This window comes from Streptomyces hiroshimensis (assembly GCF_014650335.1).
GTDB classification, from domain to species: domain Bacteria; phylum Actinomycetota; class Actinomycetes; order Streptomycetales; family Streptomycetaceae; genus Streptomyces; species Streptomyces hiroshimensis.
Map to the genome: position 1 here is coordinate 675,877 of NZ_BMUT01000002.1, position 24,311 is coordinate 700,187.

20 protein-coding genes are annotated in these 24,311 nt (G+C 73.4%); 7 read left to right on the forward strand and 13 right to left on the reverse strand.

All coding sequences use genetic code 11. The features are described 5' to 3' along the window. The first annotated feature begins 246 nt into the window (after positions 1–246). Positions 247–1,287, forward strand: a complete 1,041-nt coding sequence (locus IE241_RS08440) for an ATP-binding cassette domain-containing protein (RefSeq protein WP_190020972.1) — start codon at positions 247–249, stop codon at positions 1,285–1,287. Then, complete coding sequence (locus tag IE241_RS08445; RefSeq protein ID WP_190020973.1) at positions 1,284–2,111, forward strand: ABC transporter permease; 828 nt, start codon at positions 1,284–1,286, stop codon at positions 2,109–2,111. The genes IE241_RS08440 and IE241_RS08445 overlap by 4 nt, the downstream gene beginning before the upstream one ends. Positions 2,112–2,129: 18 nt before the next feature. Here the strand turns inward: IE241_RS08445 and IE241_RS08450 are convergent, their stop codons facing one another. Then, positions 2,130–6,161 (reverse strand): AfsR/SARP family transcriptional regulator, encoded by a 4,032-nt coding sequence (locus IE241_RS08450; RefSeq protein ID WP_190020974.1) that lies wholly within the window; start codon positions 6,159–6,161, stop codon positions 2,130–2,132. A 141-nt stretch (positions 6,162–6,302) separates the two neighbouring features. Between IE241_RS08450 and IE241_RS08455 the strand changes: the two genes are divergently transcribed. Beyond that, entirely contained in the window at positions 6,303–7,106 is an 804-nt protein-coding gene (locus tag IE241_RS08455) for a site-2 protease family protein (RefSeq protein WP_190020975.1), read from the forward strand. Positions 7,107–7,173: 67 nt separating this feature from the next. Here IE241_RS08455 and IE241_RS08460 read toward each other — a convergent pair whose 3' ends face one another. The 5 genes from IE241_RS08460 to IE241_RS08480 all read right to left on the reverse strand — a co-directional run bounded on the left by IE241_RS08460 (position 7,174) and on the right by IE241_RS08480 (position 12,177). Next, positions 7,174–8,394: a cytochrome P450 gene (locus IE241_RS08460; protein WP_190020976.1), complete on the reverse strand. Its 1,221-nt coding sequence runs from the start codon at positions 8,392–8,394 to the stop codon at positions 7,174–7,176. Positions 8,395–8,467: 73 nt separating this feature from the next. Beyond that, positions 8,468–9,256 (reverse strand): ABC transporter permease, encoded by a 789-nt coding sequence (locus IE241_RS08465; RefSeq protein ID WP_190020977.1) that lies wholly within the window; start codon positions 9,254–9,256, stop codon positions 8,468–8,470. Next, positions 9,253–10,281, reverse strand: coding sequence for an ATP-binding cassette domain-containing protein (locus tag IE241_RS08470; RefSeq protein WP_190020978.1), 1,029 nt, complete (start codon positions 10,279–10,281; stop codon positions 9,253–9,255). Before IE241_RS08470 ends, IE241_RS08465 begins: the two co-directional genes overlap by 4 nt. 90 nt (positions 10,282–10,371) lie before the next feature. After that, on the reverse strand, positions 10,372–11,208 hold the full coding sequence (locus IE241_RS08475; protein WP_190020979.1) for a DUF4097 family beta strand repeat-containing protein: 837 nt from the start codon (positions 11,206–11,208) through the stop codon (positions 10,372–10,374). 231 nt (positions 11,209–11,439) lie between these two features. Beyond that, positions 11,440–12,177 (reverse strand): DUF4232 domain-containing protein, encoded by a 738-nt coding sequence (locus IE241_RS08480; RefSeq protein ID WP_190020980.1) that lies wholly within the window; start codon positions 12,175–12,177, stop codon positions 11,440–11,442. Positions 12,178–12,341: 164 nt separating this feature from the next. On the opposite strand from IE241_RS08480, the gene IE241_RS08485 reads away from it, so the two are divergent. Next, complete coding sequence (locus tag IE241_RS08485) at positions 12,342–13,769, forward strand: transcriptional regulator (RefSeq protein ID WP_229898922.1); 1,428 nt, start codon at positions 12,342–12,344, stop codon at positions 13,767–13,769. A gap of 72 nt (positions 13,770–13,841) precedes the next feature. On the opposite strand, the gene IE241_RS08490 is transcribed toward IE241_RS08485, so the two are convergent. Both IE241_RS08490 and npdG read right to left on the reverse strand, forming a co-directional pair. Beyond that, complete coding sequence (locus IE241_RS08490) at positions 13,842–14,036, reverse strand: hypothetical protein (protein WP_190020981.1); 195 nt, start codon at positions 14,034–14,036, stop codon at positions 13,842–13,844. A gap of 96 nt (positions 14,037–14,132) precedes the next feature. After that, positions 14,133–14,846, reverse strand: coding sequence for an NADPH-dependent F420 reductase (gene npdG, locus IE241_RS08495; RefSeq protein ID WP_190020982.1), 714 nt, complete (start codon positions 14,844–14,846; stop codon positions 14,133–14,135). A gap of 63 nt (positions 14,847–14,909) precedes the next feature. On the opposite strand from npdG, the gene IE241_RS08500 reads away from it, so the two are divergent. Beyond that, positions 14,910–15,128: a DUF2277 domain-containing protein gene (locus IE241_RS08500; protein ID WP_190020983.1), complete on the forward strand. Its 219-nt coding sequence runs from the start codon at positions 14,910–14,912 to the stop codon at positions 15,126–15,128. A 52-nt stretch (positions 15,129–15,180) separates the two neighbouring features. Here IE241_RS08500 and IE241_RS08505 read toward each other — a convergent pair whose 3' ends face one another. The 5 genes from IE241_RS08505 to IE241_RS08525 form a co-directional block, all read right to left on the reverse strand. Next, positions 15,181–15,888, reverse strand: coding sequence for a DsbA family oxidoreductase (locus tag IE241_RS08505; protein WP_190020984.1), 708 nt, complete (start codon positions 15,886–15,888; stop codon positions 15,181–15,183). Positions 15,889–15,956: 68 nt separating this feature from the next. Beyond that, a complete protein-coding gene (locus tag IE241_RS08510) occupies positions 15,957–17,540 on the reverse strand; it encodes a S1 family peptidase (RefSeq protein ID WP_190020985.1) in 1,584 nt (527 codons plus the stop codon). A 68-nt stretch (positions 17,541–17,608) separates the two neighbouring features. Further along, on the reverse strand, positions 17,609–19,363 hold the full coding sequence (locus IE241_RS08515; protein WP_190020986.1) for an NAD+ synthase: 1,755 nt from the start codon (positions 19,361–19,363) through the stop codon (positions 17,609–17,611). Between the two features lie 61 nt (positions 19,364–19,424). Further along, on the reverse strand, positions 19,425–21,035 hold the full coding sequence (locus tag IE241_RS08520; RefSeq protein WP_190020987.1) for a multicopper oxidase family protein: 1,611 nt from the start codon (positions 21,033–21,035) through the stop codon (positions 19,425–19,427). 62 nt (positions 21,036–21,097) lie between these two features. Beyond that, complete coding sequence (locus tag IE241_RS08525; protein ID WP_229898924.1) at positions 21,098–21,541, reverse strand: DUF6153 family protein; 444 nt, start codon at positions 21,539–21,541, stop codon at positions 21,098–21,100. 103 nt (positions 21,542–21,644) lie between these two features. Here IE241_RS08525 and gadC point away from each other — a divergent pair, with 103 nt between their 5' ends. Then, entirely contained in the window at positions 21,645–23,117 is a 1,473-nt protein-coding gene (gadC, locus tag IE241_RS08530; RefSeq protein WP_190020988.1) for a glutamate/gamma-aminobutyrate antiporter GadC, read from the forward strand. A 115-nt stretch (positions 23,118–23,232) separates the two neighbouring features. Continuing rightward, complete coding sequence (locus IE241_RS08535) at positions 23,233–24,078, forward strand: alpha/beta fold hydrolase (protein ID WP_190021105.1); 846 nt, start codon at positions 23,233–23,235, stop codon at positions 24,076–24,078. Positions 24,079–24,311: the final 233 nt, after the last annotated feature.

The following is a 24,311-nucleotide window of genomic DNA, read 5'->3' on the forward strand; positions in this document are numbered from 1 at the left end:
TGCTCAGCTCCCATGGTGCTGTTCGGCGGTGCCGAGCCCGGCTGTGGGCCGGTCCGGTGCCGCCGGTAGCCGCCGCGCGGGTTGCGCGCCGTCGCGGCGGGAGGTTGCCGCGGCTCTCGTGGGTCGGCGGGCTGCCTGAGGGCGGGCGGTTCCGTTGGCAAGACGCCTGCCGCCTACAGGTCACCGACAGCAAGCTGTCGGTGACCTGTAGGCGGATTGTCAGTGGCACCTGGCACCGTGGTGGGCATGACGCGAAACGACACCTCACGGGGGGCGGGCAGCGGCGGGAACGCCGTAGAAGTCCGTGGCCTCGTCAAGCACTTCGGCGCCACCAAGGCGCTCGACGGCATCGATCTGGACGTGCGCGAGGGCACCGTCCTCGGCGTGCTCGGGCCCAACGGCGCCGGCAAGACCACCCTCGTGCGCTGCCTGTCCACGCTGCTCCGGCCGGACGCCGGCACCGCCCGCGTCGGGGGGTACGACGTGGTGGCCCAGCCTCGCCAGCTGCGCCGCGTGATCGGCCTGACCGGCCAGTACGCCTCGGTGGACGAGAAGCTGTCCGGCTTCGAGAACCTGTACATGATCGGCCGGCTGCTGGATCTCTCCCGCAAGGAGGCCCGCCGCCGCGGCGAGGAGATGCTGGAGCGCTTCTCCCTCACCGAGGCCGCCAAGCGCCCCGCCGGGCAGTACTCCGGCGGTATGCGCCGCCGGCTCGACCTCGCCGCTTCCATGATCGGCCAGCCGTCCGTGCTCTATCTGGACGAGCCCACCACCGGTCTCGACCCCCGCACCCGCAACGAGGTGTGGGAGGAGGTCCGGCGGATGGTCTCCGAGGGCGCCACCGTCCTGCTCACCACGCAGTACATGGAGGAGGCCGAGCAGCTCGCCCACGAGCTCACGGTCATCGACCGCGGCCAGGTCATCGCGGGCGGCCGGGTCGACGAGCTGAAGGCGAAGGTCGGCGGGCGCACCCTGCAGATCCGTCCTGCGGACCGCGCCGAGGTGCCCCGCATGGTCGGCGCGCTGGCCCAGGCCCGGCTCGACGGGATCGCCGGCGCCACCGCCGACGAGGCCGAGGGCACGGTCAACGTCCCGATCATCAGCGACGAGCAGCTGACCGCCGTGGTCGGCCTGCTGGGCTCGCGCGGCTTCGCGATCTCCGGCATCTCCACCCACCTGCCGAGCCTCGACGAGGTCTTCCTCGCCGTCACCGGCCAGAAGGCGTCCGCCCCGCAGCAGGACGGCGCCGACACCGACACCGACGCACTCCAGGAGGTCGCCGCATGAGCGCGGCTACGGTCAGCGCGCCCGCGGCGGCGGCGCCCGCCCGCGAGGGCCGCATCGGCCTGCGGGCCAACCTGCGGCACATCGGCGCCCTCGCGCGGCGCAACGCCCTGCAGATCAAGGCGGACCCGGAGTCGATGTTCGACGCCGTGATCATGCCGATCATCTTCATCCTGCTCTTCACCTACGTCTTCGGCGGCTCGATGGCCGGCAAGGGCCACGAGCAGGAGTACCTCAACTACCTGGTGCCCGGCCTGATGGCCATGCAGGGCATGAACATCGCGATGGCCGTCGGCGTCGGCGTCAACGACGACTTCAAGAAGGGGGTGATGGACCGCTTCCGCACCATGCCGATAGCCCGGTCCTCCGTCCTCGTCGCGAAGATCGTGGTCGAGGTCGGCCGGATGCTCGTCGCCACGACCATCCTGCTGGGCATGGGCTTCGCGCTCGGCTTCTCCGTCAGCACCTCCCCGCTGCACCTGCTGGCCGCGGTCGCCCTGGCCATGGTCTTCGGCGCCTCCCTGATGTGGATCTTCATCCTGCTGGGGCTCACCATGAAGACGGCACAGGCCGTCCAGGGCATGGCGATGATCGTCCTGATGCCGCTGCAGTTCGGCAGCTCGATCTTCGCGCCGACGGCCAACATGCCGGGCTGGCTGGAGGCCTTCACGAAGTACAACCCGCTGTCCAACCTCGCCGACGCCGTACGCCACCTGCTGCGGGGCGGCCCCGTGGCCCACTCGCTGTGGATGACGCTGGCCTGGGCCGCCGCCATCACGCTCGTGACCGCACCGCTGGCCGTCTCGAAGTTCCGCAAGAAGACCTGAGCCGGGCCGGTGTCCGCGTCATACGAGGGCGGTGGCCTCCTTCAGAGTGAGGCCGCCGCCCTCGGCGTACGCGCGCTCGTACGCGGCGTCGCCGAGCGCCTCCCGCGCTCCGGCCCCCGTGCGCTCGTACACCTCGCGTTCCACCGACGCCACCGGGAAGTCGGCCGGGCGCAGGCCCTCGGCCGCGCCGAGCAGCCGGGCCGCGCGCAGCGCGTGCTCCTCGCCGGACGGCCCGCCGGCCAGCTCGGCGTGGGCGAAGGCGGCGAATACCAGGTGTGTCATCGGCAGCTGCGGCACCGCAAGCGTCGACAGCGGGTCGTCGGCCATCGCCAGGGCCTTCCGCAGCCTCGGCAAGGCGTCCGCCGGGCGGCCCTCCAGTGTGTCCAGCCAGGCCATCTGACCGCACATCAGGGCCTCGAACATCACCACCGAGCGGATGCCGAAGTCCGTCACCAGCTCCTCGAAGATCTCCCGGGCCTCGGCCGTGCGCCCGGTGCGGGCGATCCGCACGCCGAGCTGCAGCCTGCCGAAGACCGCGGCATCCGTATTGCCCTGCTCGGCTTCCGCGATGGCGTCGCGGAGCATCTGCTCGCCCTCCTCGTCGCCGACCGTCCCCGCCTCGACCAGGGCCCCGGCCAGCCGGGCGCGCAGCGCCGGCAGCTGCCCGGTCGAGCCGAGCTCACGGACCTGCTCGACGGCCTCCCGGTAGGCCTCGGCCGCCAGGTCGAACTGCCCGCGCCGCTCGTGCGCCTCGCCCAGGCCCGTCAGCCCCTCGGCCACGCCCCAGGAGTCCCCGAGCCGCCGGAAGACCTCCACGCTCTCCTGCGCGTCTGCGGTGGCCTGGTCCAGCCCGCCGGGGTGGTCGTTGAATATCTTGGAGCGCAGCTGCAGCGCGTGGCCGAGCTCCCACGTGTACCCCAGCTCGCGGCAGCGCGTGACGATCGCGTCCAAGGTCCGGTAGAGCGTCTCGAAATCGCCGGTCATGAGGATGGCGAAGAAGACGATGTAGCCCGGCACGCGGCAGGTCTGCGGCGGCCCGTCGGCGTAGGCCGCGGCGATGGTGCGCAGTCTGCTCTGCATCTCCGGCGACTGGACCAGCGCCATGTCCGTGATGCTGACCAGCCGCGTCAGGTGGACCCCGCGCCGCGCCTCCGCCAGCACCTCGGGCGTCATCGGCGGCGGCTGCTCCGTGCAGGAGACGTACAGCGGCGGGACCGGGGCGACCGGCCCGGCGAACGGGTCGGGGCCCAGCGCGCCCACCGCCTCCGCCCAGTGCGAGGCGTCCGCGCGGTGCTCCCTGAGCTGCCAGAACCAGCCGAGGGACAGCACCAGGCACAGCGCCTCCTGCTCGTCCCGCGCCGCGACGGCGTGCCGCAGGGCCGTGCGCAGGTTGTCGTGCTCCAGCTCCAGCTGCTCCAGCCAGAAGCCCTGCGCGGGGCCGCGCAGCAGGGGGTCCGCGGTGCGGGCCAGCTCGCGGTAGGCCAGCAGGTGGCGGTGCTCGGCGCCCGCCCGCTCGCCCGCCTCGTCCAGCCGCTCGGCGGCGTACTCCCCGACGGTCTCCAGCAGCCGGTAGCGCATCTCGCCGCCCGCCGCGGGCTCGGCCACCACGAGGGATTTGTCGACGAGCGAGCCGAGCAGGGCGGCGACGTCGCGGGCCCCGACGGCGTCGGCGGCATGCGCGGCGGCCACGTCCGGGCCGTCGGAGCACACCGCTTCGGCCGCCGCCAGGTCACAGCCGCCGGAGAAGACCGACAGGCGGCGCAGCACGGCCCGCTCGGGGCCGTCGAGCAGGTCCCACGACCAGTCCACGACGGCGCGCAGCGTCTGCTGGCGCGGCAGGACGGTGCGGCTGCCGGAGGTCAGCAGCCGGAAGCGGTCGTCCAGGCGGTCGGCCAGGGTGCGCGGGCCGAGCAGCCGCAGCCGGGCGGCGGCGAGCTCGATGGCCAGCGGCAGCCCGTCCAGGCGGCGGCAGATCTCGGCACACGCCTCCGGGTCGTCCTCGATGCGGAAGCCGGGGCGGGCCGCGGCGCCGCGGTCGGCCAGCAGCCGCAGCGCGACGGTGTCGGGCAGCGGCTCCACCGGCCGCACCGCCTCGCCGGGCACGCCGAGGGGCTCGCGGCTGGTGGCGAGCACGGTGACGCCCGGGCAGTGGGCCAGGAGCGTCTCGGCGAGGCGGGCCGCGGCGTCGACCACGTGCTCGCAGTTGTCGAGGACGAGCAGCATGCGGCGCGGTGCGCAGTGCTCGGCCAGCCGCGCCAGCGGGTCCGTCGCGGTGGCGTCGCCGGCGGCCCGCAGCCCGTCGGCGGTGGTCCGCACCACGGTCTCGCGGCCGCCGAGCGCGGTCAGCACCGCCTCGGGCACGGTGGCCGGATCGTCGACGGGCGCGAGCTCGGCGAACCACACGCCGTCGGCCCACCCGCCGCCGTTCGCGGCGGCGGCCTCGGCGGCCTCCAGCGACAGACGGGTCTTCCCGGCCCCGCCGGGGCCGAGGAGCGTGACCAGGCGGTGCGCGTGCAGGTCGCCGCCGATGGACGCGATGTCGTCCTCCCGCCCGACGAAGGAGGTCAGCCGGACACGGAGGTTGCCGGGCGGGGGCGTGGTGCCGGTGCCGCCTCCGGCGTGGGGCGGGACGGGAGCGCCGTGGGCGTCATGGCCGTGCCCGGGCGACAGCACGGTGCCGCCGGCCGCCGGGGCGGCGGGCGGGTACGGGTGGCCCTGCTGCGCCACGGTGCCGTGCGCGGTGGGGGCGCCGGGCGGATAGGCGGGCGGGTTGTGCGGCGACGTGGTGCCGCCCGGGGCCGGCGTGGTGGGCGGGTACGACCGGTCAGGCGCCACGGAACTGTCCGGCGCGGCTCCGTTGTGCGGGGTTGCGGTGCCGTGCGCGGCGGGGGCGCCGGGCGGGTAGGGCGTGCTGTGCGGCGGCGCGGGGCCGTCGGCGGTCGGTGCGGCGGACGGGTACGGCCGGCCATGTGGCGCCACGGTGTTGTCCGGCGCGGCTCCGTTGTGCGGTGCCGGGGTGCCGTGCGTGGCAGGGCCGGGGAGCGGGCCGGGCGTGCCCTGGGGGTGGTCCGGGGTGCCGCCCGGCGCGGATCCGGGGAGATGGCGCGGTGTGCCCTGCGCAGTCCCGGCGGTGCCGTGCGCGGCGGGGCGGTCCGCCGGGTAGGGCGCGTCCTGGGAATCGGCAGAGCCGTCCGGCGCGAGCCCGGCGGGTGCGTAGGGCGAGCCCTGCGGCGGTGCGGCGCCGTTCGGGGCGGGGAACGGGTGCCGGGCGCCGGGCGGCGTGCCCTGTGGCGGTGCGGCGCCGCGCCGGGTGCCAGGTCGTATGCCCCGCTCCGGGTTCAGGAGCTCTGCGTGGAGGGCGCGGAGTTCCGGGCCCGGGTCCGTGCCCAGGCGGCCGGCCAGGTCGCTGGCGATGTCCGCGTACGCGGCGAGCGCCTCCGCGGGGCGCCCCGCCGCCCGCAGGGCGCGCAGGCGCACGGCGTGCAGGGGCTCGTCGAGCGGATGCGCCTCGCACAGCGCGGAGAGCTCCGGAAGGATCTGTTCCGACCGGCCGAGGGCGACCGCGGCGGACAGCTGCGTACGGCGGGCGTCCAGGTGGCGCGCCTCGTAGCGGACGGCGAGGGCCGCCCGGCCCGGGAGGTCGGCGAGGACGGGCCCGCGCCACAGCGCGAGGCCGGCGCCGAGCAGGCCGGCGGCCTTGGCGGGGTCGCCGTCGGCCAGGGCCCGCGCCCCCTCGTCGGCGAGCTGCTGGAAGCGGTACAGGTCGACGTCCCCGGGCTCGGCGCAGAGCCGGTAGCCGCCGGCCGCCGAGGCCACGGCGTCGTGCCCCACGGCCCGCCGGAGCCGGCCCACGAGGGCCTGCAGCGCGCCCGCCGCGTCGGCGGGCGGCTCGTCGCCCCAGACCTCGCCGATCAGCGCCTCGGCGGTGCGGACGCGCCCCGGGTGGAGGGCGAGCGCGGCGAGCAGGGCGCGCAGCCGGGCGCCGCCGAGGGCGGCGGGCCGGCCGTCGCCGGTGTGGGCCTGGGTGGTGCCGAGGATGCCGTAACGCACGGCCCCATTCTCCCCCGGGCCCGTACCGGCCGGGTTACGGGCCGGGAGGGTGGAGGAAGTACCGTCACCCGGTACGTCCGCCGCAGCCGCCCTCCGGGCCGGCCCGCGGCGGGACCGCCCCACCTCACAGGAGCAGAAGCTATGCCGACAGCGACCCGCGGCGAACGGCGCGTGAGTCCCGTCTTCCTCGCCCTCGTCGCCATCATGGGCGTCTCCATGTGGGCGGTGTGGACGGACTTCTCGGCGAGCCCCGGCTTCGCCGTCTTCCTCTTCGTCGTCTCCGGCTGGGTCGTCTCGCTGTGCCTGCACGAGTACGCGCACGCGCGCACCGCCCTGCACGGCGGCGACCTCACGGTGGGCGCCAAGGGCTATCTGACGCTGGATCCGCTGAAGTACACGCACGCGCTGCTGAGCATCGTCCTGCCCGTCATCTTCGTGATCATGGGCGGGATCGGCCTGCCCGGCGGTGCGGTCTTCATCGAGCGGCACCGCATCCGCGGCCGCTGGAAGCACAGCATGATCTCGGCAGCGGGCCCGCTGACGAACGCCGCGTTCGCCGTGGTCGTCACCGCCCCGTTCTGGCTCGGCGCGATGGACGGCGTCCCGGACCACTTCCGCTACGCGCTCGGCTTCATGGCCCAGCTCCAGGTGACCGCCGCGATCCTCAACTTCCTGCCGGTCCCGGGCCTGGACGGCTACGGGGTGATCGAGCCGTGGCTGTCGTACAAGGTGCGGCGCCAGGTGGAGCCGTTCGCGCCGTTCGGGATACTGGCCGTCTTCGGCTTCCTGTGGATCCCCGAGGTCAACCACGCGTTCTTCGACATGATCGACTCGGTGCTGCGGTTCCTCGACGTGACGGCGTGGGACACGTACTGGGGCCGGGAGCTGTTCCGCTTCTGGCAGGGCACCCCGGACATCCCGCCGCTGTCGGCCGTCGTCTTCTGACCGGCTGATTCGCGGTACGCGAAAGCCCCAGGCCCCCCGTGTGGCCTGGGGCTGCTTCATGCCGCGCTCACGCCGCGTCCCAGGTGACCGGGAGGCTGTGCACCCCGTAGATGTTCGAGTGCGTGCGCAGCGGCACCTCCTCGGGCGCCACGGCCAGGCGCAGCGCCGGGAAGCGGGCGAAGAGCGCCGGCAGGGCGACCCGCATCTCGACGCGCGCCAGCTGCTGCCCCAGGCACTGGTGGATCCCGTGGCCGAAGCCCAGGTGCCCGGTGGCCTTGCGGCGCAGGTCGAGGGCGTCGGGGCCGGGGAAGCGGAGCGGGTCGCGGTTGGCGGCCTGGAGGGAGAGGGTGACGCTCTCACCGGCCTTGATCAGGTGGCCGTCCAGCTCGACGTCCTCCAGGGCCGTCTTCAGACCGGTGTGGGCGATGGTCAGATAGCGCAGCAGCTCCTCCACCGCCTGGTCGGCGAGGTCCGGTTCGCCGCGCAGGGCGGCGAGCTGGTCCGGGTTGCGCAGCAGGGCGAAGGCGCCGTGCGCGATCATGTTGGCGGTGGTGTCGAGGCCGGCGCCCAGCAGGAAGCCGCCGAGGCCTGCGAGTTCCTCCTCGGTGAGGTCGCTCGTGGTCAGATCGCTGAGCATGTCGTCGGTGGGCTCGGCCCGCTTGGCCGCCACCAGCTTGTGCAGGTACTCCTGCAGCCCGGCCATGGCGGCGTACCTCTCCTCTTCCGAGGAGCGCATGTCGGTCAGCGTCGTCGTGTGCCGCTGGAAGAGCTCGCGGTCGGCGTAGGGCACCCCGAGGAGTTCACAGATCATCAGCGCGGGGATCGGCTGGGCGAACGCCTCCACCAGGTCGGCCGACGGGCCCCGGCGCTCCATGGCGTCCAGGTGGTCGGCCGTGATCTCTTCGAGGCGTTCGGTGAGGGCCCGCATCCGGCGGACGGTGAACTTGCCGGCGAGCAGCTTCCGGTAGCGGGTGTGCTCGGGGGCGTCCATCCCCGTCATGTCCCCTACGGGCGCCGCGGGCAGGCCGCCTTCGGGCACGCCGGGCACCTCGACCGGGAGGTGCATGAGCTCGTACCGCGAGCTGAAGCGGGAGTCGGCCAGGATCGCGCGGACCGTGGCGTAGCCGGTGGCGAGCCAGCCCAGGTGCCCGTCCGGGTAGCGCATCCGTATCAGCGGTTGCTGTTCGCGCAGCGCGGCCAGCTCGGCCGGCGGGTCGAAGGGGCAGCCCGCGGGGCGGGTGGTCGGCAGCGCCGACAGGGGCTGGACGCCGGGCAGTTCGCGTTCCATGGAAGTGGTCCTCCGGGTGCAGAGTGCGGAGTGCGAGTGGAAGTGCCGGTGGTCGTGCGGCCGGAACGGGGGGTTACCGGGTGCCGCGGCGGAAGGCCGCGCGCGCCCACAGGTAGCCGACCAGGGTCAGGCCCAGGCACCAGGCGAGGGCGGCGATGCCGCTGTTGCCGATCTCCGTGCCCGTCAGCAGCCCGCGCAGGGTCTCGATGACGGGGGTGAAGGGCTGGTACTCGGCGAACCAGCGCAGCCCGGTGGGCATCGACTCCGGCGGCACGACGGCGCTGCCGAGGAAGGGCAGGAACGTCAGCGGCAGGGGGATGTTGCTGGCGGTCTCGGGGTTCTTGGCCACCAGGCCGATCGCGGCGGACAGCCAGGTGAACGCCAGGGTGAGCAGCGTCAGGAGGCCGGCGGCCGCGAGCCACTCGACGGGCGTGGCGTCCGGCCGGAAGCCGATGAGCAGCGCGACGCCGACGACGAACGTGATGCTGACCATCGTCTGGATGACGCTGCCGACGACGTGCCCGGTCAGGAACGAGGCGCGGGAGATCGCCATGGTGCGGAAGCGGTTGACGATGCCCTCGGTCATGTCGACGCAGACGCTGACCGCGGTGGCCACGGCCCCGGAGGTCGCGGCCATCAGGATGATGCCGGGCGCGACGTAGTCGATGTAGTCGACGTCGCCCTTGGGCACCCCGCCGATGCCGGTGCCCAGGGCGCCGCCGAAGACGTAGTTGAAGAGGAGCAGCATCATGACGGGCATGACGACGACCGAGATCGTCATGGAGGGGTAGCGCAGCGCGTGCTTGAGGTTGCGCCGCAGCATCGTCCGCGCATCGCTGACGGCGTGGGACACGGTGCTCATCGGGCGCTCTCCTGCAGGTTCGTGACAGGGGTTGTGTCAGGGGTCATGTCCGGGGTCGTGTCTGTGGTGAGGAACGGGGCCGGGTGCGCGCCCGGGCCGCCGGTGAGGGCGAGGAAGACGTCGTCGAGGTCGGGGGTGTGCACCGTGAGGCCCTCGGCCCGGACCGACACGGCGTCCAGGACGTCGAGGACGGCGCGCAGGGTGGGGATGGTGCCGTCGCCGGGGATGTCCAGGGTGAGCGCCTCGGGGTCGCGCTTGGCGATGGTGCCGAAGAGGCCGGCGGCGGAGTCGAGGTCGCGCGGGCTGGAGAACCGCAGGCGCACGTAGCCGCCGGGGACACGCCGCTTCAGCTCGTCCGCGGTGCCCTCGGCGACCAGCACCCCGTGGTCCAGGACGGCGATCCGGTCCGCGAGCTGGTCCGCCTCCTCCAGGTACTGGGTCGTCAGGAAGACGGTGACGCCCTTGTCGTCGACCAGGCTGCGGATGATCTCCCACATGGTGCGGCGGCTGCGCGGGTCCAGTCCGGTGGTCGGCTCGTCGAGGAAGATGATGCGCGGGTCGCCGACCAGCGTCATCGCGAGGTCGAGCTTGCGCCGCATGCCGCCGGAGAACGTGGAGGCCGGCTTCCGGGCCGCCTCCGCCAGGTCGAAGCGGTGCAGCAGTTCCGCGGCCCGGCGGCGGCCCTCGCGGCGGCCGAGGTGGTGCAGGTCCGCCATGAGGATCAGGTTCTCCTCGGCGGTGAGCAGGTTGTCCACGGCCGAGAACTGCCCGGTGACGCCGATCGCGGCGCGCACGCCGTCCGCATCGCTCTCCAGATCGTGCCCCGCGAGCTGCGCCCGGCCGCCGTCGGCGGGGATCAGCGTGGAGAGGATCTGCACCGTGGTGGTCTTCCCCGCGCCGTTGGGGCCGAGGAGGGCGAAGACGGTGCCCTGGGGGATGGACAGATCGATGCCGTCGAGGACCGTCTTGTCGCCGTAGGACTTGCGCAGGCCGACGGCCGATACCGCCGGTTCCGTGGGGTTCATGGTGCGGGGGTGCCTCTCGTTTCGCTGGGGTGGCCGGGAGCGGTGGTGCTGTTCAGGCACGGTGGTTCTGTTCGGGCGCTGTGGTTCTGTTCAGGCACGGTGGATCAGGACGTTGCCGACGCCCGTGCCGGCGTGCACCTCGACGGTCTCCGCGGAGCCGCCGGGGCCCTCGGACGAGCCGAGGGAGTTGCGCACCGCGCCCACGCCGGTGTGCACGTCGAGCCAGGCGGCGCTGGTCTCCCGGATGCCGACGTCGAGGTCGCCCGCGGCGGTCCGCAGCGAGACCTTGCCGCGCGCCACCTCGCCGATCCGGATGTCGCCGAGGGAGGTCCTGGCGTCGACCCCCGCGTGGGCGACGCCGACGGAGATGCGGCCGTTGGACGCGTTCGCCCGCAGCTCGCCGGAGACCTCCCCGACCGTGGTCTCGCCGTTGGCGTTCTTGACCTTCGTGTCGCCCGCGATCTCGCCGAGGTCGATCCGGCCCGCCCCGTAGACCTCGGCGTCGCCGGCGACGCGGCCCGCCCGGACGGCGCCGAGCGAGGTCTTCAGGTACACGGTGTCCGCCTCGTCGACGTGGATGTCGCCGAGCGAGGTCGTGATGCGGAGCTCCCCGAAGCGGCCCTCGCAGAGGAAGTCCGCCATGGGCGAGTCGCCGTGGACGTCCGATCCGGCCGGCAGTTCGACGGTCACGTCGAGCGACCCGCACTTGCCGAACGGGGAGCGCTTCTTGGGGCCCTTGACCAGCAGCTTGCCTCCCGAGCAGCTGACCTTGGTCTGCTCCGCGGCCCGCACGTCGACGTCCCTGGCGCCATCGGTGGGCCGCACCTCGACGACCGTGTCGGTGCGCTTGCCCGCGGTGACCCGGACCGTTCCGAGGTCGAATTCGAGGGTGACGGAGAGGGGCCCGGGGGTGTCGAAGGCAGGCATGGCTGTCCCGTTCTCATGGTGACGGAAAGAGCTGGTGGAGAGATCCGCGCGGTGTGGCGTTGCGCTGTGACGTCATCATGGCACCATAGATGGCGCCATCGCAAGCGGGATGGCGCAACCAGGGGTTCCGTGGCGTCACGGCCGTGGCGCATCAAACGGGAAAGCCCCAGGCCGGGGCGGCCTGGGGCTCAGGAAGGAACGGTCGGGAAGGAACGGTCGGGGACGGACGCGTCAGGAGAGCGCGTCCTCGGTCGTGGACACCCAGTACGTGACGCGCAGTGAGCTGTCGATGTACACGCCCTTGGCCGGGAGGGCGGCCCTGGCCATCGCATCGCTGCCCTGGAAGCCGACTTCGAGGCTCCGTGCCGTGTAGCCGTCGCCACCGCTGCCGTCACCCGCGGAGAGGATCACCGCCGCGTAGCCCTTCCCGCCCGGCGGGAGCGAGGTGACCGCCTGCGGCTTGGAGTGCTCCATGACCGGCGGGACGGACTGGGCGCCCTCGAACTTCACGACGGGGTACCCCTTCAAGTCACACATCTCGGAGCCCGTGTTGGTGACGGTGAGGAGCATGTGGTTGAGCGGACGGGAGAGCGCCGCGGCGGCGACCTTGGTGTTGGCGGCGGTGCAGGGAACGCGGTTCTCCGGGGCGTACGGGTCGTGCGTCGCGCCGGTCCGCTGTGCGCCGTGCGGCGTGGCGCCGGTCGAGGAGCCGGCCGAGGGACCCTTCCCCGCGGTCGGCTTGCCCTGGGGCGCCTGCCCCGCCTGCGAGGGCGACGAGGACTCCGAGGGCGGGGCGCCCTCGCCCTGCTTGGAAGGCTGCGAGGAGGCGGCGCCCTCCTTGCGTACGCCCTCGCCCTCCCCGCTCTGACTGCACGCCGCCAGCGTGAGCGTGGCGAGCGCGACGGCCGCCAGGCCCGCGCCGGCGAACGGACGGGGGCGGGGGTGGGCTCGGCGGACGGAGGCACGCATGGCTGATCTCTTTCGTCACGGGTGGGAAGCGGAGTGCCGTTCGACCGGATTGCGGGAGCGGCGTGCTTGGATGGCGAAAGCTTGTGCGGTAATGCGTCCCGGGCGCCAGGGCAACCGGCAGATCAGGGACGCCGGAACGTTCGCATAGGCTCTGACCTGCGGGAATGGTGATTCCCTGGAACGGGGACCTGGGATGGGGGAGTGACGTGGGGGCGGGCGATCTCGCGGAGATGCTGCGGTCGCTGAAGGAGCGGTCGGGCCTGAGTTACGGGGTACTGGCCAAGCGACTGCACGTCAGTACGTCGACGCTGCACCGGTATTGCAGCGGGTCTGCCGTGCCGACGGAGTTCGCTCCGGTGGAGCGGCTGGCCCGGCTGTGCAAGGCCACGCCGGAAGAGCTGATGGAGGTTCACCGGCTGTGGATCGTCGCGGATGCGACGCGGGGGCGCAAGGTGTCGGCGGCGGCCGCTCCGGAAGCGGCGGCGGCTGAGCCCGCGCCTGCGGCTGCGGCTGTTGCTGAACCCGAGCCGGTGGCTGAGTCGATGGCCGAGCCGATGGCGCCACCGCTGGCTCCAGCGGGTGAGGGTGCGGCGCCACCGCGGCGCCGCCGCCCGCCCCGGAAGGCCGTCTTCGCCGCGTTGTCCGCCGTCGCCGCGGTCACGGTGCTGGGGTCCGCCGCGCTGGCCGTCGGCCTCGGCGGCGACTCGCCTGCGGCCGGTGGGGAACGGCCTGCCGGAGCGGCCTCACCGGCGGGACCGGGTGCGCACGCAGCAGGGAAGCCCGGGAAGCCGGGCGCGGGCCCGAGCGGGATCCCCTCCTCCTCGGCGTCCGGGAACGGGAGCGAGAACGGGAACGGAAAGAACGAGAAGGGGGAGGCCGGGGAGAAGGAGGGGGAGAAGGAAGGCGGCGAGCCCGCGGCGTCCCCGCCGCAGGACGGCTCCGCGTCCTCCGCCCCCGGAGGCAAGCCGCACGGCGGCGGCGCGGAGACCGGCACCCCCGTGACCGCGCACGTCCGCCCGTACGCCTTCGAGGACCCCTGCTCCCAGCGCTACCTGATCGACCGGGCCCCGGGCGACGTCACACCGCCCCCGCCGGAGCAGGACGCGCCGGGCTGGGTCTCCGCGCTGGGCGGCGTCGCGGCCGGCGGGCAGTTCATCGAGATCACCCTGCAGGGCACCGGCAAGGACACCGTCGTCCTCGAAGGGCTGCACGTCCGCGTACAGGGCACGAAGGCGCCGCTGCCCTGGAACAGCTACATCATGGGCGTCGGCTGCGGCGGGGACGTGTCGACGAAGTCCTTCGGCGTCGACCTCGACGCCGCCCGGCCCGCCGTCACCCCGAAGGCCGGGCAGCGCGACTTCCCGTACAAGGTGAGCGAGAACGACCCCGAGGTCTTCTACGTCAAGGCGACCGCCGCGCAGCGCGACGTGAAGTGGTACCTGGAGCTGCAGTGGTCCAGCGGCGGCCGGCGCGGGGTCCTCCGGCTCGACGACCGGGGCAGGCCCTTCCGCACCAGCGGAGCCGCGGGCAGGCCCGTCTACAAGCAGCCGCCGGGCTCGCCGCACGGGTGGGAGCCGGCCCCCGGGGCGTGATCCCTCAGGGGCCGCCTCAGGGGCCGGGGCCCGAGGCCCGGGGGCCGGGGTGTCCGGGCCCGGGGGCCCGTCCTACGCGTTCCCGCCGCCCTCGGCGGCGGCCTTGTCGTTCTTCGCCTTGCGCACGTAGTACCAGGCGATGTTGGACGAGACGCCGAGCATCAGGATCCAGACGATGCCGAGCCAGCTGCCCCGTGCGAAGGAGACGGCGGCCGCCGCGACCGACAGGACGCAGACGGCGAGGGCGTAGAGGGCGAGGCGGGGCATGGGGGACGGCTCCTGTCCGGGGGCGCATACGGTCACGATCCCGGCCATTGTCGCTCAGGTGCCGCGCGGGCGCGGCGTCCCCCCACCCGCCGCCGGTCAGACGTCCGTGACGCGCAGCCCGGCGTGGGCCTTGTAGCGGCGGTTCACCGAGATCAGGTTGGCGACGAGCGACTCCACCTGGTGGGCATTGCGCAGCCGGCCCGCGAAGACGCCGCGCATGCCGGGGATGCGGCCCGCCAGGGCCTGCACGACGTCGGTGTCGGCACGCTTCTCGCCGAGCACCATCACGTCGGTGTCGATCGCCTCGATCTCCGGGTCCTGCAGCAGCACGGCGGAGAGGTGGTGGAAGGCGGCGGTGACGCGCGAGTCCGGCAGCAGCGCGGCGGCCTGCTCGGCGGCGCTGCCCTCCTCCGGCTTGAGGGCGTAGGCGCCCTGCTTGTCGAAGCCGAGCGGGTTGACGCAGTCGACGACGAGCTTGCCGGCGAGCTCCTCGCGCAGCGCTTCGAGGGTCTTGGCGTGGCCGTCCCACGGCACGGCGACGATCACGATGTCGCTGCGCCGGGCGCACTCGGCGTTGTCGGCGCCCTCGATGCCGAGGCCCAGCTCGCCGGCGGCCGCCTGCGCGCGCTCCGCGGCCCGCGAACCGATGATCACCTGCTGGCCGGCCTTGGCCAGCCGGTAGGCGAGGCCGCGGCCCTGGTCGCCGGTGCCGCCGAGCACGCCGACCACGAGGCCGGAGACGTCGGGGAGCTCCCAAGGGTCCTTCAGCGGGGCCTTCTTCGCGTCCTGGGCAACATCAGAAGTAGTCATGACAGCGATACTGTCACGCCGCTGCCGGGCCCTCCCCGGAACCCGTCGGTGCACACTGGAGACATGTGCCGCAGCATCAAGACCCTGCGCCCGCCGATGATGCCCTCCGTCGAGGACGAGGACATCCGCGCCGCCGCCCTGCAGTACGTACGGAAGGTGTCGGGGTTCCACCACCCCGCCGCCCACAACCAGGCCGTGTTCGAGGAGGCTGTGGCCGCCGTGGCGGCGGCCACACAGCGGCTTCTGGACGGGCTGGAGGTGCGCGGCGCAGCGAAGCCGTAGCCGCCCGGCCGCCGGATCGGACGGCTCAGACGGATCGGACGGCTTAGACGGCTCAGACGGCGCAGGCGCCGTCCGCGCAGGCCTCGCCGGCTTCCGCCCCGGCCTCGGCTTCGGTCTTCGCCCCGGCCCCGGTCGCCTCCGCGACCTGCCGGAGGATGTCCAGGAAGGTGGCCGGGTCCTGGCCGCCCTGGACCGCCCACTGCCCCTCGAACACGAACGTCGGCACCGCGGTGACGCCCCGCTGCCGCGCCTCTTCGATCTCGTCCAGGACCTCGTCGTGCAGGTCGTCGCCGTCGAGGAAACCGGCGACGGGGTCGCGGTCCAGGCCCACGGTGACCGCGGCGTCCGTGAGGTGCTCGCGGTCGCCGATGTCGAGGCCCTCGCCGAAGTGGGCCTCCAGCAGCCGGCCCTTGAGCCGGGCCTGGGCGTCCGGCCCGTACTCGTCGAGGACGAAGCGCAGCAGCCGGTGGGCGAGGAGGGAGTTGTTCTCCACGACGGTGTCGAAGTCGAAGGTGAGGCCCTCGTCCGCCCCCAGCCGCGTGATGTGGTCGTCCATGGCGACGGACTGCGGTCCGTACTTGGCGGCCAGCACCTCGCGGTGGGGGAGCGGCTCCTCGGGAGCGTGCGGGTCGAGCTGGAAGGGCCGGTAGACCACCTCGACGTCATCGGCACCGGGGAACGCGGCGAGCGCCTGCTCGAAGCGGCTCTTGCCGACGTGGCACCACGGGCACGCGATGTCGCTGTAGATCTCGACCTTCACTGCGGCTCACTCACTCCACTGATTGCTTGAACGATCAATCAATGCTAACGCGAGCGGCGGGGATCCCGTCAGCCGACGAGCTGGATCTCGCCGTGGGTGCCGGAGGCGTCCGCGTCGGCGTAGTAGCTCAGGTTGCCGTCGGCCCAGCGGGCCAGGAGGTCCTCCTGCTTGCCCCCGCCGAAGGAACCGGCCATCAGCGGCTGGGCGTACTTCCAGGCGGAGCCCTGCGGGCGGAGGCTGATGCCGTCACGGAAGCCGCGGGCGTCCAGGCCGGGGAAGAGGTCGGTCCTGCCGTCCTTGCGGCGGACGATCACATCGTCCGCGTCCTTGCCGGTGAACCGGCCGGAGGTGATCTGCGCATCGACCCGGGTCTTGTCGGCCGAGGTCAGCCGGGTCTCCTTGGAGACGCCGTTGAGGCCGGCGTCCGCGTACATGGAGGTCGAACCGTCCGCCCACAGGACGACCAGGTCGTCGCGCCGGTACTTGTCGGTGTGGCGGCCGGCCGCGAGGGAACGGGCGTTCTTCCAGCTGTCGCGGTACGCCAGGGTCTTCTCGTAGCCGAAGCCGGACTCGTTGACCTCGCTGAAGGTCGACACTTTGCCGGAGCGCCAGCGGACGGCGAGCCCGCCGCCCCCGCCGGACTGGTTGACGCTGATGCCGGTGACGGCTTCGGCGTCCTTCCAGTAGCTGCCCTCGGGGGCGAGCTTGTGTTCCTTCAGGAAGGGGTACTTGGCGTCCTGCTGACCGGAACCCTCGAAGAGGCTGGCCGACCCGTCGGCCCAGACGACGAAGAGGTCCGAACGTTCCTCTCCGCTTGCGCGGCTGAAGTTGCCCGCGGTGACATGCACGGCGTCCTTCCAGTTCACCCGTGACAGGACGTTGCGGGAGGCGACGGCCTTGATCCACCCCGCGATGTCGTCCACACGGGTCTCGGAGGCGGTCCGGCGCTTCTCCGGCGCGTCGGTGCCGAAGCAACCCGCCTGGCCGCTCGTGCTGTGGATGGCGGCCAGCGCGGCGAAGCTGCCGTACTGCGCGAGGACGGGGCCGCCCGTATCGCCCTGGCACACGGCGGCGTCATCGGATTCTCCGGTGATGCTCACCGTGGTGCCGGTGGCGGGGCCGACCCTGAAATCGGCGTAGTGCAGATAGTCGGGGACCCACTCGTCCTTCGTCCGGCCGTAGCCGATCGCCTTCACGCGCTCGTTCTCCGCCGGAAGGCTGTTCGCGATATCGGCGATCGGCCGGACACCGGTGACCGGCTTCGCCGGCCGTGCCATCACCAGGTCGCGGTCCTCCCGCGGCACGAGCTCGACGACGTCCACGACCGCGCCGGTGTCCTCGCGCCGGAGGTCCGTGCGGCCGATGGTGGCGGTCGTCTTCCCCTTCGGGGCGCCGGCGAGGATCTTGAACCCCTTCGCCGGGTCCTCGGCGAAGCAGCTGGCGGCGGTGATCAGCCACTCCTGCTGGACGAGAGTGCCGGAGCAGCTGCGCATGCCCTCGTCGATGTCGAGCTTCGCGGTGTAGGCGTACGTGCCGTCGGCGACCGGCTCGCCGGCGAGGGCGTGCGCGGGAGCGGCGGTCAGCAGGCTTGCCGCGGCGGCGGACGCGAGGAGCCCGGCCCCCCACGCGGCGCGCGGACGGTTTCCGGGCAAGACAAAGCCGGAGGAATCATTCGATTCCCCCGGCTCCGTGTGGTGGTCCTGCGGTGGTGGGCCCGGCGTCAGCCGGTCTCGCGCCAGCGGTTGGTGATCGGCAGGCGCCGGTCCTTGCCGAAGCCCTTCGCCGAGATCTTCGTGCCCGGCGGGTACTGGCGGCGCTTGTACTCCGCCGTGTCGACCATCCGCAGGATGCGGGTGACCAGCTCCGCGTCGAAGCCCTCGGCGACGATCTCGGCGTGGCCGCGGTCGCGGTCGACGTAGAGCTCCAGGATGCGGTCGAGGACGTCGTAGTCCGGCAGGGAGTCCGTGTCCACCTGGCCCGGGCGGAGCTCGGCGCTCGGGGGCTTGGTGATGGAGTTCTCCGGGATGGGCGGGGTCTCGCCCCGGGACGCGGCGTCGGCGTTGCGCCACTTGGCGAGGCGGAAGATCCAGGTCTTGTAGACGTCCTTGATCGGCCCGTACGCGCCGACCGAGTCGCCGTAGAGCGTCGAGTACCCGCACGCCAGCTCGGACTTGTTGCCCGGCGCGAGGACGATGTGGCCCTCCTGGTTGGAGACGGCCATCAGCATCGTGCCGCGCAGCCGCGACTGCAGGTTCTCCTCGGCGAGGCCGGTCAGGCCCAGCGCGCCCATGTACGCGTCGAACATCGGCGCGATCGGGACGGTGCGGAAGTTCAGGCCGGTGCGGCGGGCGAGCTCCTCGGCGTCGGTGATGGAGTGCTCGGAGGAGTAGCGCGACGGCATGGCCACGCCGTACACGTTCTCCGCCCCGACCGCGTCGCAGGCGACGGCCGCGACGAGCGCGGAGTCGATGCCGCCGGACAGGCCGATGAGGACGCTGCGGAAGCCGTTCTTGGCGACGTACGCGCGCAGGCCCGTGACCAGGGCCTGGTAGACCTCGGCGTCGTCGCTCAGGTGCGGTGCCGTGCCGCCCGGCGTCTCCGGCTCGTACGGAGGGAGCGGGTCCGCGGAGAGGGTGACGTGGTCGATGCGCAGGCCGTCGTCCACGACCCCGGACGGCGCCTCGGGGGCGGCGGCCGGCAGGTCGAGGTCGATCAGGACGCAGCCCTCCTCGAACTGCGGGGCCCGCGCGATCACCCCGCCGTCGCGGTCGACGACGATCGTGTCGCCGTCGAAGACCAGCTCGTCCTGGCCGCCGGTCATGGCCAGGTACGCGGTCGTGCAGCCGGCCTCCTGGGCGCGCTTGCGCACCAGCTCCAGGCGGGTGTCGTCCTTCTCCCGCTCGTACGGGGAGGCGTTGACCGACAGCAGCAGCCCGGCGCCCGCCGCGCGCGCCGCGGGCACCCGGCCGCCCTCCTGCCACAGGTCCTCGCAGATGGCGAGGGCCACGTCCACGCCGTGCACCCGGACCACCGGCATCGTGTCGCCGGGCACGAAGTAGCGGAACTCGTCGAAGACGCCGTAGTTGGGCAGGTGGTGCTTGGCGAAGGACAGCGCGACCGCGCCGCGGTGCAGCACGGCCGCGGCGTTGCGCGGGGCGCCCGCGGGGCGGCCGAAGCGCGGCCGCGCCTCCTCGCTGCGGTCCAGGTAGCCGACGAGCACCGGCAGCTCGCCGAGGCCCTCGTCGGCCAGGCGCGCGGCGAGGGCGGCCAGCGCGGCGCGCGAGGCCTCCACGAAGGAGCGGCGCAGGGCGAGGTCCTCGACGGGGTAGCCGGTCAGCGCCATCTCGGGGAACGCCACCAGGTGGGCGCCCTGTCCGGCGGAGTGCCGGGTCCAGTGGACGATCGACTCGGCGTTCCCGGCGAGATCGCCGACGCAGGAGTCGATCTGGTTCAGAGCGAGGCGAAGTTGAGGCACGCCGCCCAGAGTACTCGTCTATCTGACGCGATCTCTGAGCGGCGAGGTGCGCCGGCGGACGTTACTTCCGGTAGCCCAGCAGCGTCATCATCCCCGACTCGGAGTGGTAGACGTTGTGGCAGTGGAGCATCCACAGGCCCGGATTGTCCGCGTCGAAGTCCACGTCCAGCCGCTTGCCGGGCAGCACGATGGCCGTGTCCTTGCGCGGGCCGCCGCCCGGCAGGGCGAAGGTGTGGCCGTGCAGGTGCATCGGGTGCCACATCGTGGTCGCGTTGACGAAGGAGAGCCGCACCCGTTCGCCCGCGGCCACGGGCAGCCGCCGCGAGGGCGCGTACTTCTCCCCGTTGATCGCCCAGTCGTACTTCGCCATGGAACCGGTCAGCCGGAGCGTGATCGTCCGGTCGGGTGCGCGGTCCCGCAGCCGTACGGCCTTGTCCGCCTTGAGGCGGTCGGCGGTGAGGAGCCTGCCGTCCAGCTCGCCGGGGCGGGCGGACGCGCCGGGGGCCTCGCCGCCGCCCGTCCGCAGCAGCGCCAGCGCGGCCTCCTTCTTGCCCTCGGCCAGCGCCGTCAGCGGGAAGACGCCGTCTTTCGCCTCGACCAGCACGTCGTAGCGCTCGCCCATGCCCAGCAGCAGCGCGTCCGTCTCCGCGTGCTCGACGGGGAAGCCGTCCGTGTGCGTGACCGTCATCTTGTGGTCGCCGAGGGCCACGCGGAAGGCGGTGTCCCCGCCCGCGTTGACGAAGCGGATCCGGATCCGGTCGCCCGGCCTGGCCGTGAAGGTCTCGGGGTCGGCCGCCGTGCGCCCGTTGACCAGGTAGTGCGGGTAGGCGACGTCGCCCGCGTCCCCGCCGAGGAGCGGGCTGGTGGCGCCCATCAGCATGCGGGAGGGGGCCTTCTCCGGGGAGGGCGAGGCGGCGGACGTCATCGACATGTGGTGCATGCCGCCCCCGCCGCCGTGGCCCATGCCTCCGCCGCCGTGGTCCATGCCGCCCATGTCGTGGTCCATGCCCTTGGCCAGTTCCGCCAGCACCGCGTCCGGCGTGCTGCCGTCCACCCCGTCCACCCAGTCGTCGAGGACGACGACCCACTCCTTGTCGTACTGCAGCGGCTCCCTGGGGTCCTCCACGATCAGCGGCGCGTACAGCCCCCGGTCCTGCTGGACGCCCGAGTGCGGGTGGAACCAGTAGGTGCCGGGGTGCGTGACCGCGAAGCGGTAGGCGAACGAGGCCCCCGCCTTGACCGGCTGCTGCGTGACGCCCGGGACGCCGTCCATGTCGTTGCGGAGCGCGAGCCCGTGCCAGTGCATCGACGTGGCCTCGGGCAGGTGGTTGGCGAGGGTGAGCGCGAGGGTGTCGCCCGCGGTGACCCGTACCTCCTTGCCGGGCAGCCGGTCGCCGTAGGCCCAGGTGTCGACCGTACGGCCGCCCAGGTCGATCCGCGTGCGGGTGGCGGTCAGCCGGACGTCGCGGACCGGGCCGCTCCCGCGCTTCGCCTCGGCCGCGGCGACCTCCTTGCCGTCGGGCGTGACGAAGGCGGCGGGCGGGGCGGAGGGGGAGGAAGAGGAGGAGCTTGCGGCGCCGTCGGAGCAGGCGGCGAGCAGGCCGCTCCCGGCCGCGGCGAGGCCGGCGCCGAGGAGGGCGCGGCGGGTGTGCGTGCGGTTGTGCGTACGCATGGGTGAGTACACCTCTGAGGGGTCGGTGAAGAAGGGGGCAGGGACACGCAGGAAGCGCGCTCCTACACCCGCAGCACCGACAGCCGCGCGAGGGACTTGTGCCGCGGAGGCGGCGGAATCGGCCACAACGCCCGCAGCAGCCGCGCCCGGACCGCGGCCACGGCTGCGGCGGGACGGCGCAGGGCCGCGGTGACCAGCAGCAGGACGAGCGCCAGGAGAGCGGCGCCGAGGACGGCCAGGCAGACGGACATGGGGTCCATGCCGGGGGCGGTCAGCGGGTCGTCCGCGACGGGGGAGGTGGTGGGGGAGACGGCGGGGGCGGAATGCGTCTGCGGGTGCGCGCCGGCCGTCGCATGCGTGTGTGTACGGGCCTCATGGCTCATTCCCGCGTGCCCCGTCGGATGCCCCAGCGTGTGCATCGTGACGATGCCCAGCAGCAGGGCGGAGAGCAGCAACAGCCGGCCGCACCACGCGGCCGCCGTCCCCTGCCGTCCGTTACCGATCACCCTCGCACCCTACCCCTACGGGGTATGCCGGCTCCACGGCCCCGGAAATGGGATTATGGGGCGAAAACGATTGACGTACGGCCTGAAGGACGCTCCCCCTCCCATGACCATCACGGAACAGGTGAGGGACGACCGTCCCGTCGCCGCCGTCCCCGCACCGCCGAAGACCCCGCAGTCCCAGCCCCCGTTCATCTCGTGGGTCACCCTCGCGATGATGACCACGGCCTCCGTCGCCAACCTGCGGCCCGCGCCGTCCATGGCGCTCTACGGGCTGGCCGCCGTCTTCCTCTACCTCCTCCCGGCCGTGGTCTTCCTGCTGCCGACCGCCCTGGTCTCCGCCGAGCTGGCCTCGGGCTGGACCGGCGGCATCTACCGCTGGGTCAGCGAGGGGCTGTCCAAGCCGCTGGGCTTCCTGGCCGTGTGGTGCCAGTTCGCGATGACGATCGCCTACTACCCGAGCCTGCTGGCCTACGTGGCGAGCACCTTCGCGTACGTCGTCGACCCGCGGCTCGCCGACAACGGCCTCTACGTCGCCATCGTCATCGTCGTCGTCTACTGGGCCGGCGTGCTGATCTCCTCCCGCGGCACGAAGGCCGTGGCCGGCCTGTCGAGCATCGGGCTCGTCGTCGGCACCCTGATCCCGGGCGTCGTCCTCGTCGTCCTCGGCCTGGTCTTCCTCGGCCAGGGCAACGCCTCCGCCGCGCCCATGGACAGCGGCCACTTCCTGCCGCCGTGGACCGGCCTGGCCAGCCTCGTGCTGATCGTGGGCAACTTCCTGTCGTATGCGGGCATGGAGATGAACGGCGTCCACGTCTCCTCGCTGCGCGAGCCCGGCAGGCAGTTCCCGCGCTCGGTGTTCGCGGCCACCGGGCTCGTCCTGCTGATCTTCATCCTGCCGGCGCTGGCCATCAGCTGGGTGATGCCCGGCGAGGACCTCAGCCTCACCGCCGGAGTGATGCAGGCCTTCCAGGGCTTCTTCGACCACTTCCACGTGGGCTGGCTGACCAAGGTCGTCGGCGTGCTGCTCGTCGCGGCGGCGCTCGGCGGGATGCTCGCGTGGCTGGCCGGGCCGTCCAAGGGACTGCTGATGGTCGCCCGGCAGGAGGGCTATCTGCCGCCCGTGCTGCAGAAGCTGAACAAGAACGGCGTCCAGCGCAACATCATGGTCGCCCAGGGCGGGCTGACGACCGTCATCGCGCTCCTCTACGCGTTCATCCCGGATGTCTCCAGCGCGTACTGGATCTTCTCCGTGATCACCACGCAGATCTACCTCGTCGTCTACCTGCTGATGTTCGCCGCCGCCGTCCGGCTGCGCCGCAGTCAGCCGGACCGGCCGCGCGGCTTCCGCGTGCCCGCGCTGCACCTCGTCGCGGGCGTCGGCTTCGCGGCCTCGCTCGCCGCCATGTGCATCGGCTTCGTCCCGCCCGAGCAGTTCGGCGGCGGGCCGCTGTGGCGCTACCTGCTCACCGTCGGCGGCGGGCTGCTCGTGCTCGGATTCCTCGCGCCGCTGGCGTTCCTGAAGTTCCGCAAACCCCACTGGGTGGCGCCGGAGCACCGGGAGAGCCCCGTCCGTTAGCTTGTCGGAGAGCGACGAGGGGGAGCCCATGATCAGCGCAAACGGCGGCAACGGCGTGAACGGCACGGTGCGGCCGCGGTCCCCGGGGCGTGACACGGTGCGGCCCCCGGGGCGCATGCTGCGGGTCGGCGGGGTGCCGCTGCACGTGGTGCGTGAGGGGTCGGGGCCGGTGTGCGTGCTCAGCGCCGGGCTCGGCATGGGCTGGTTCGACTGGGAGCCCGTCGTCCCGCTCCTCACCCCGCACCGCACGGTCGTCCGCTTCGACCGGCCCGGCCTCGGCTTCAGCGCCCCGCCCCTGGAGCCGCCCACCGCCTGCGGCGAGGCCGACCGGATAGCCGGCGTCCTCGACGCGCTCGGCCTGCACGCGCCCGCGACGGTCGTCGGCCACTCCCTGGCCGGCTTCCACGCCGAGGCGTTCGCCCGGCTGCACCCGCAGCGGACGGCCGCCATCGTGCTGGTCGACGGCAGCGTCGAGGAGGACGCCCGCCCCGCCCCCGCCCGCGAGCTGCGCACCACCGCCGCGCACGCCCGCGGCGTGGTCCTCGCCGCCGCGGGGCTGCCCCGCGCGCTCGGCCCCTCCCTGCGCAGGCTCACCGTCCGCGCCTCCTCCGTCAGCCGCCAGGACCCGGCCCCGGCCGACCTCGTGCGGCGCACGTACGGCACCGGGCGGGTGGTGCGCGCCCTGCTGATGGAGAACGCCCGCTACCGCGACGTGGCCGCCGAGCTCGACGCCCTGCGCGAGAGCCACGCCATGCCGCCCGTGCCGGTGAGCGTGCTGGCGGCCTCCCCGGGCACCGGCTCCTGGCTGGAGCGCCGCTGGCTGGAACGGCAGCGGGGGCTCGCCGAGCGGCTCGACGGGCGGTTCGAGGCGGTGGCCCCGGCGGGGCATCTGCTGATGTACGACCGGCCGCAGGCGGTGGCGGCGGCGATCCTGGCAACGACCGGCCCTGCGGGCCGCTGAGGCCCTCCGGGCCGGGCCGTTGAGACCTCCTGGGCCGGCCGGTCCGGCAACAACTTCCGGTTCGGCCGGTCCGGCATCGCCTCCGGTCCGCCCGGTTCGGCACCGCCGGACCGCGCCGCGGTGGTTGCTCGCCGTTGCGGCGGGGGAGGGAGCCCCAGCCCCACCCTTTCACCGTTTCCCGGGGCAAGCCCCGGACCCCGGACCCCCGGCCCCGGCCTCCCGGCCCCCGGCTC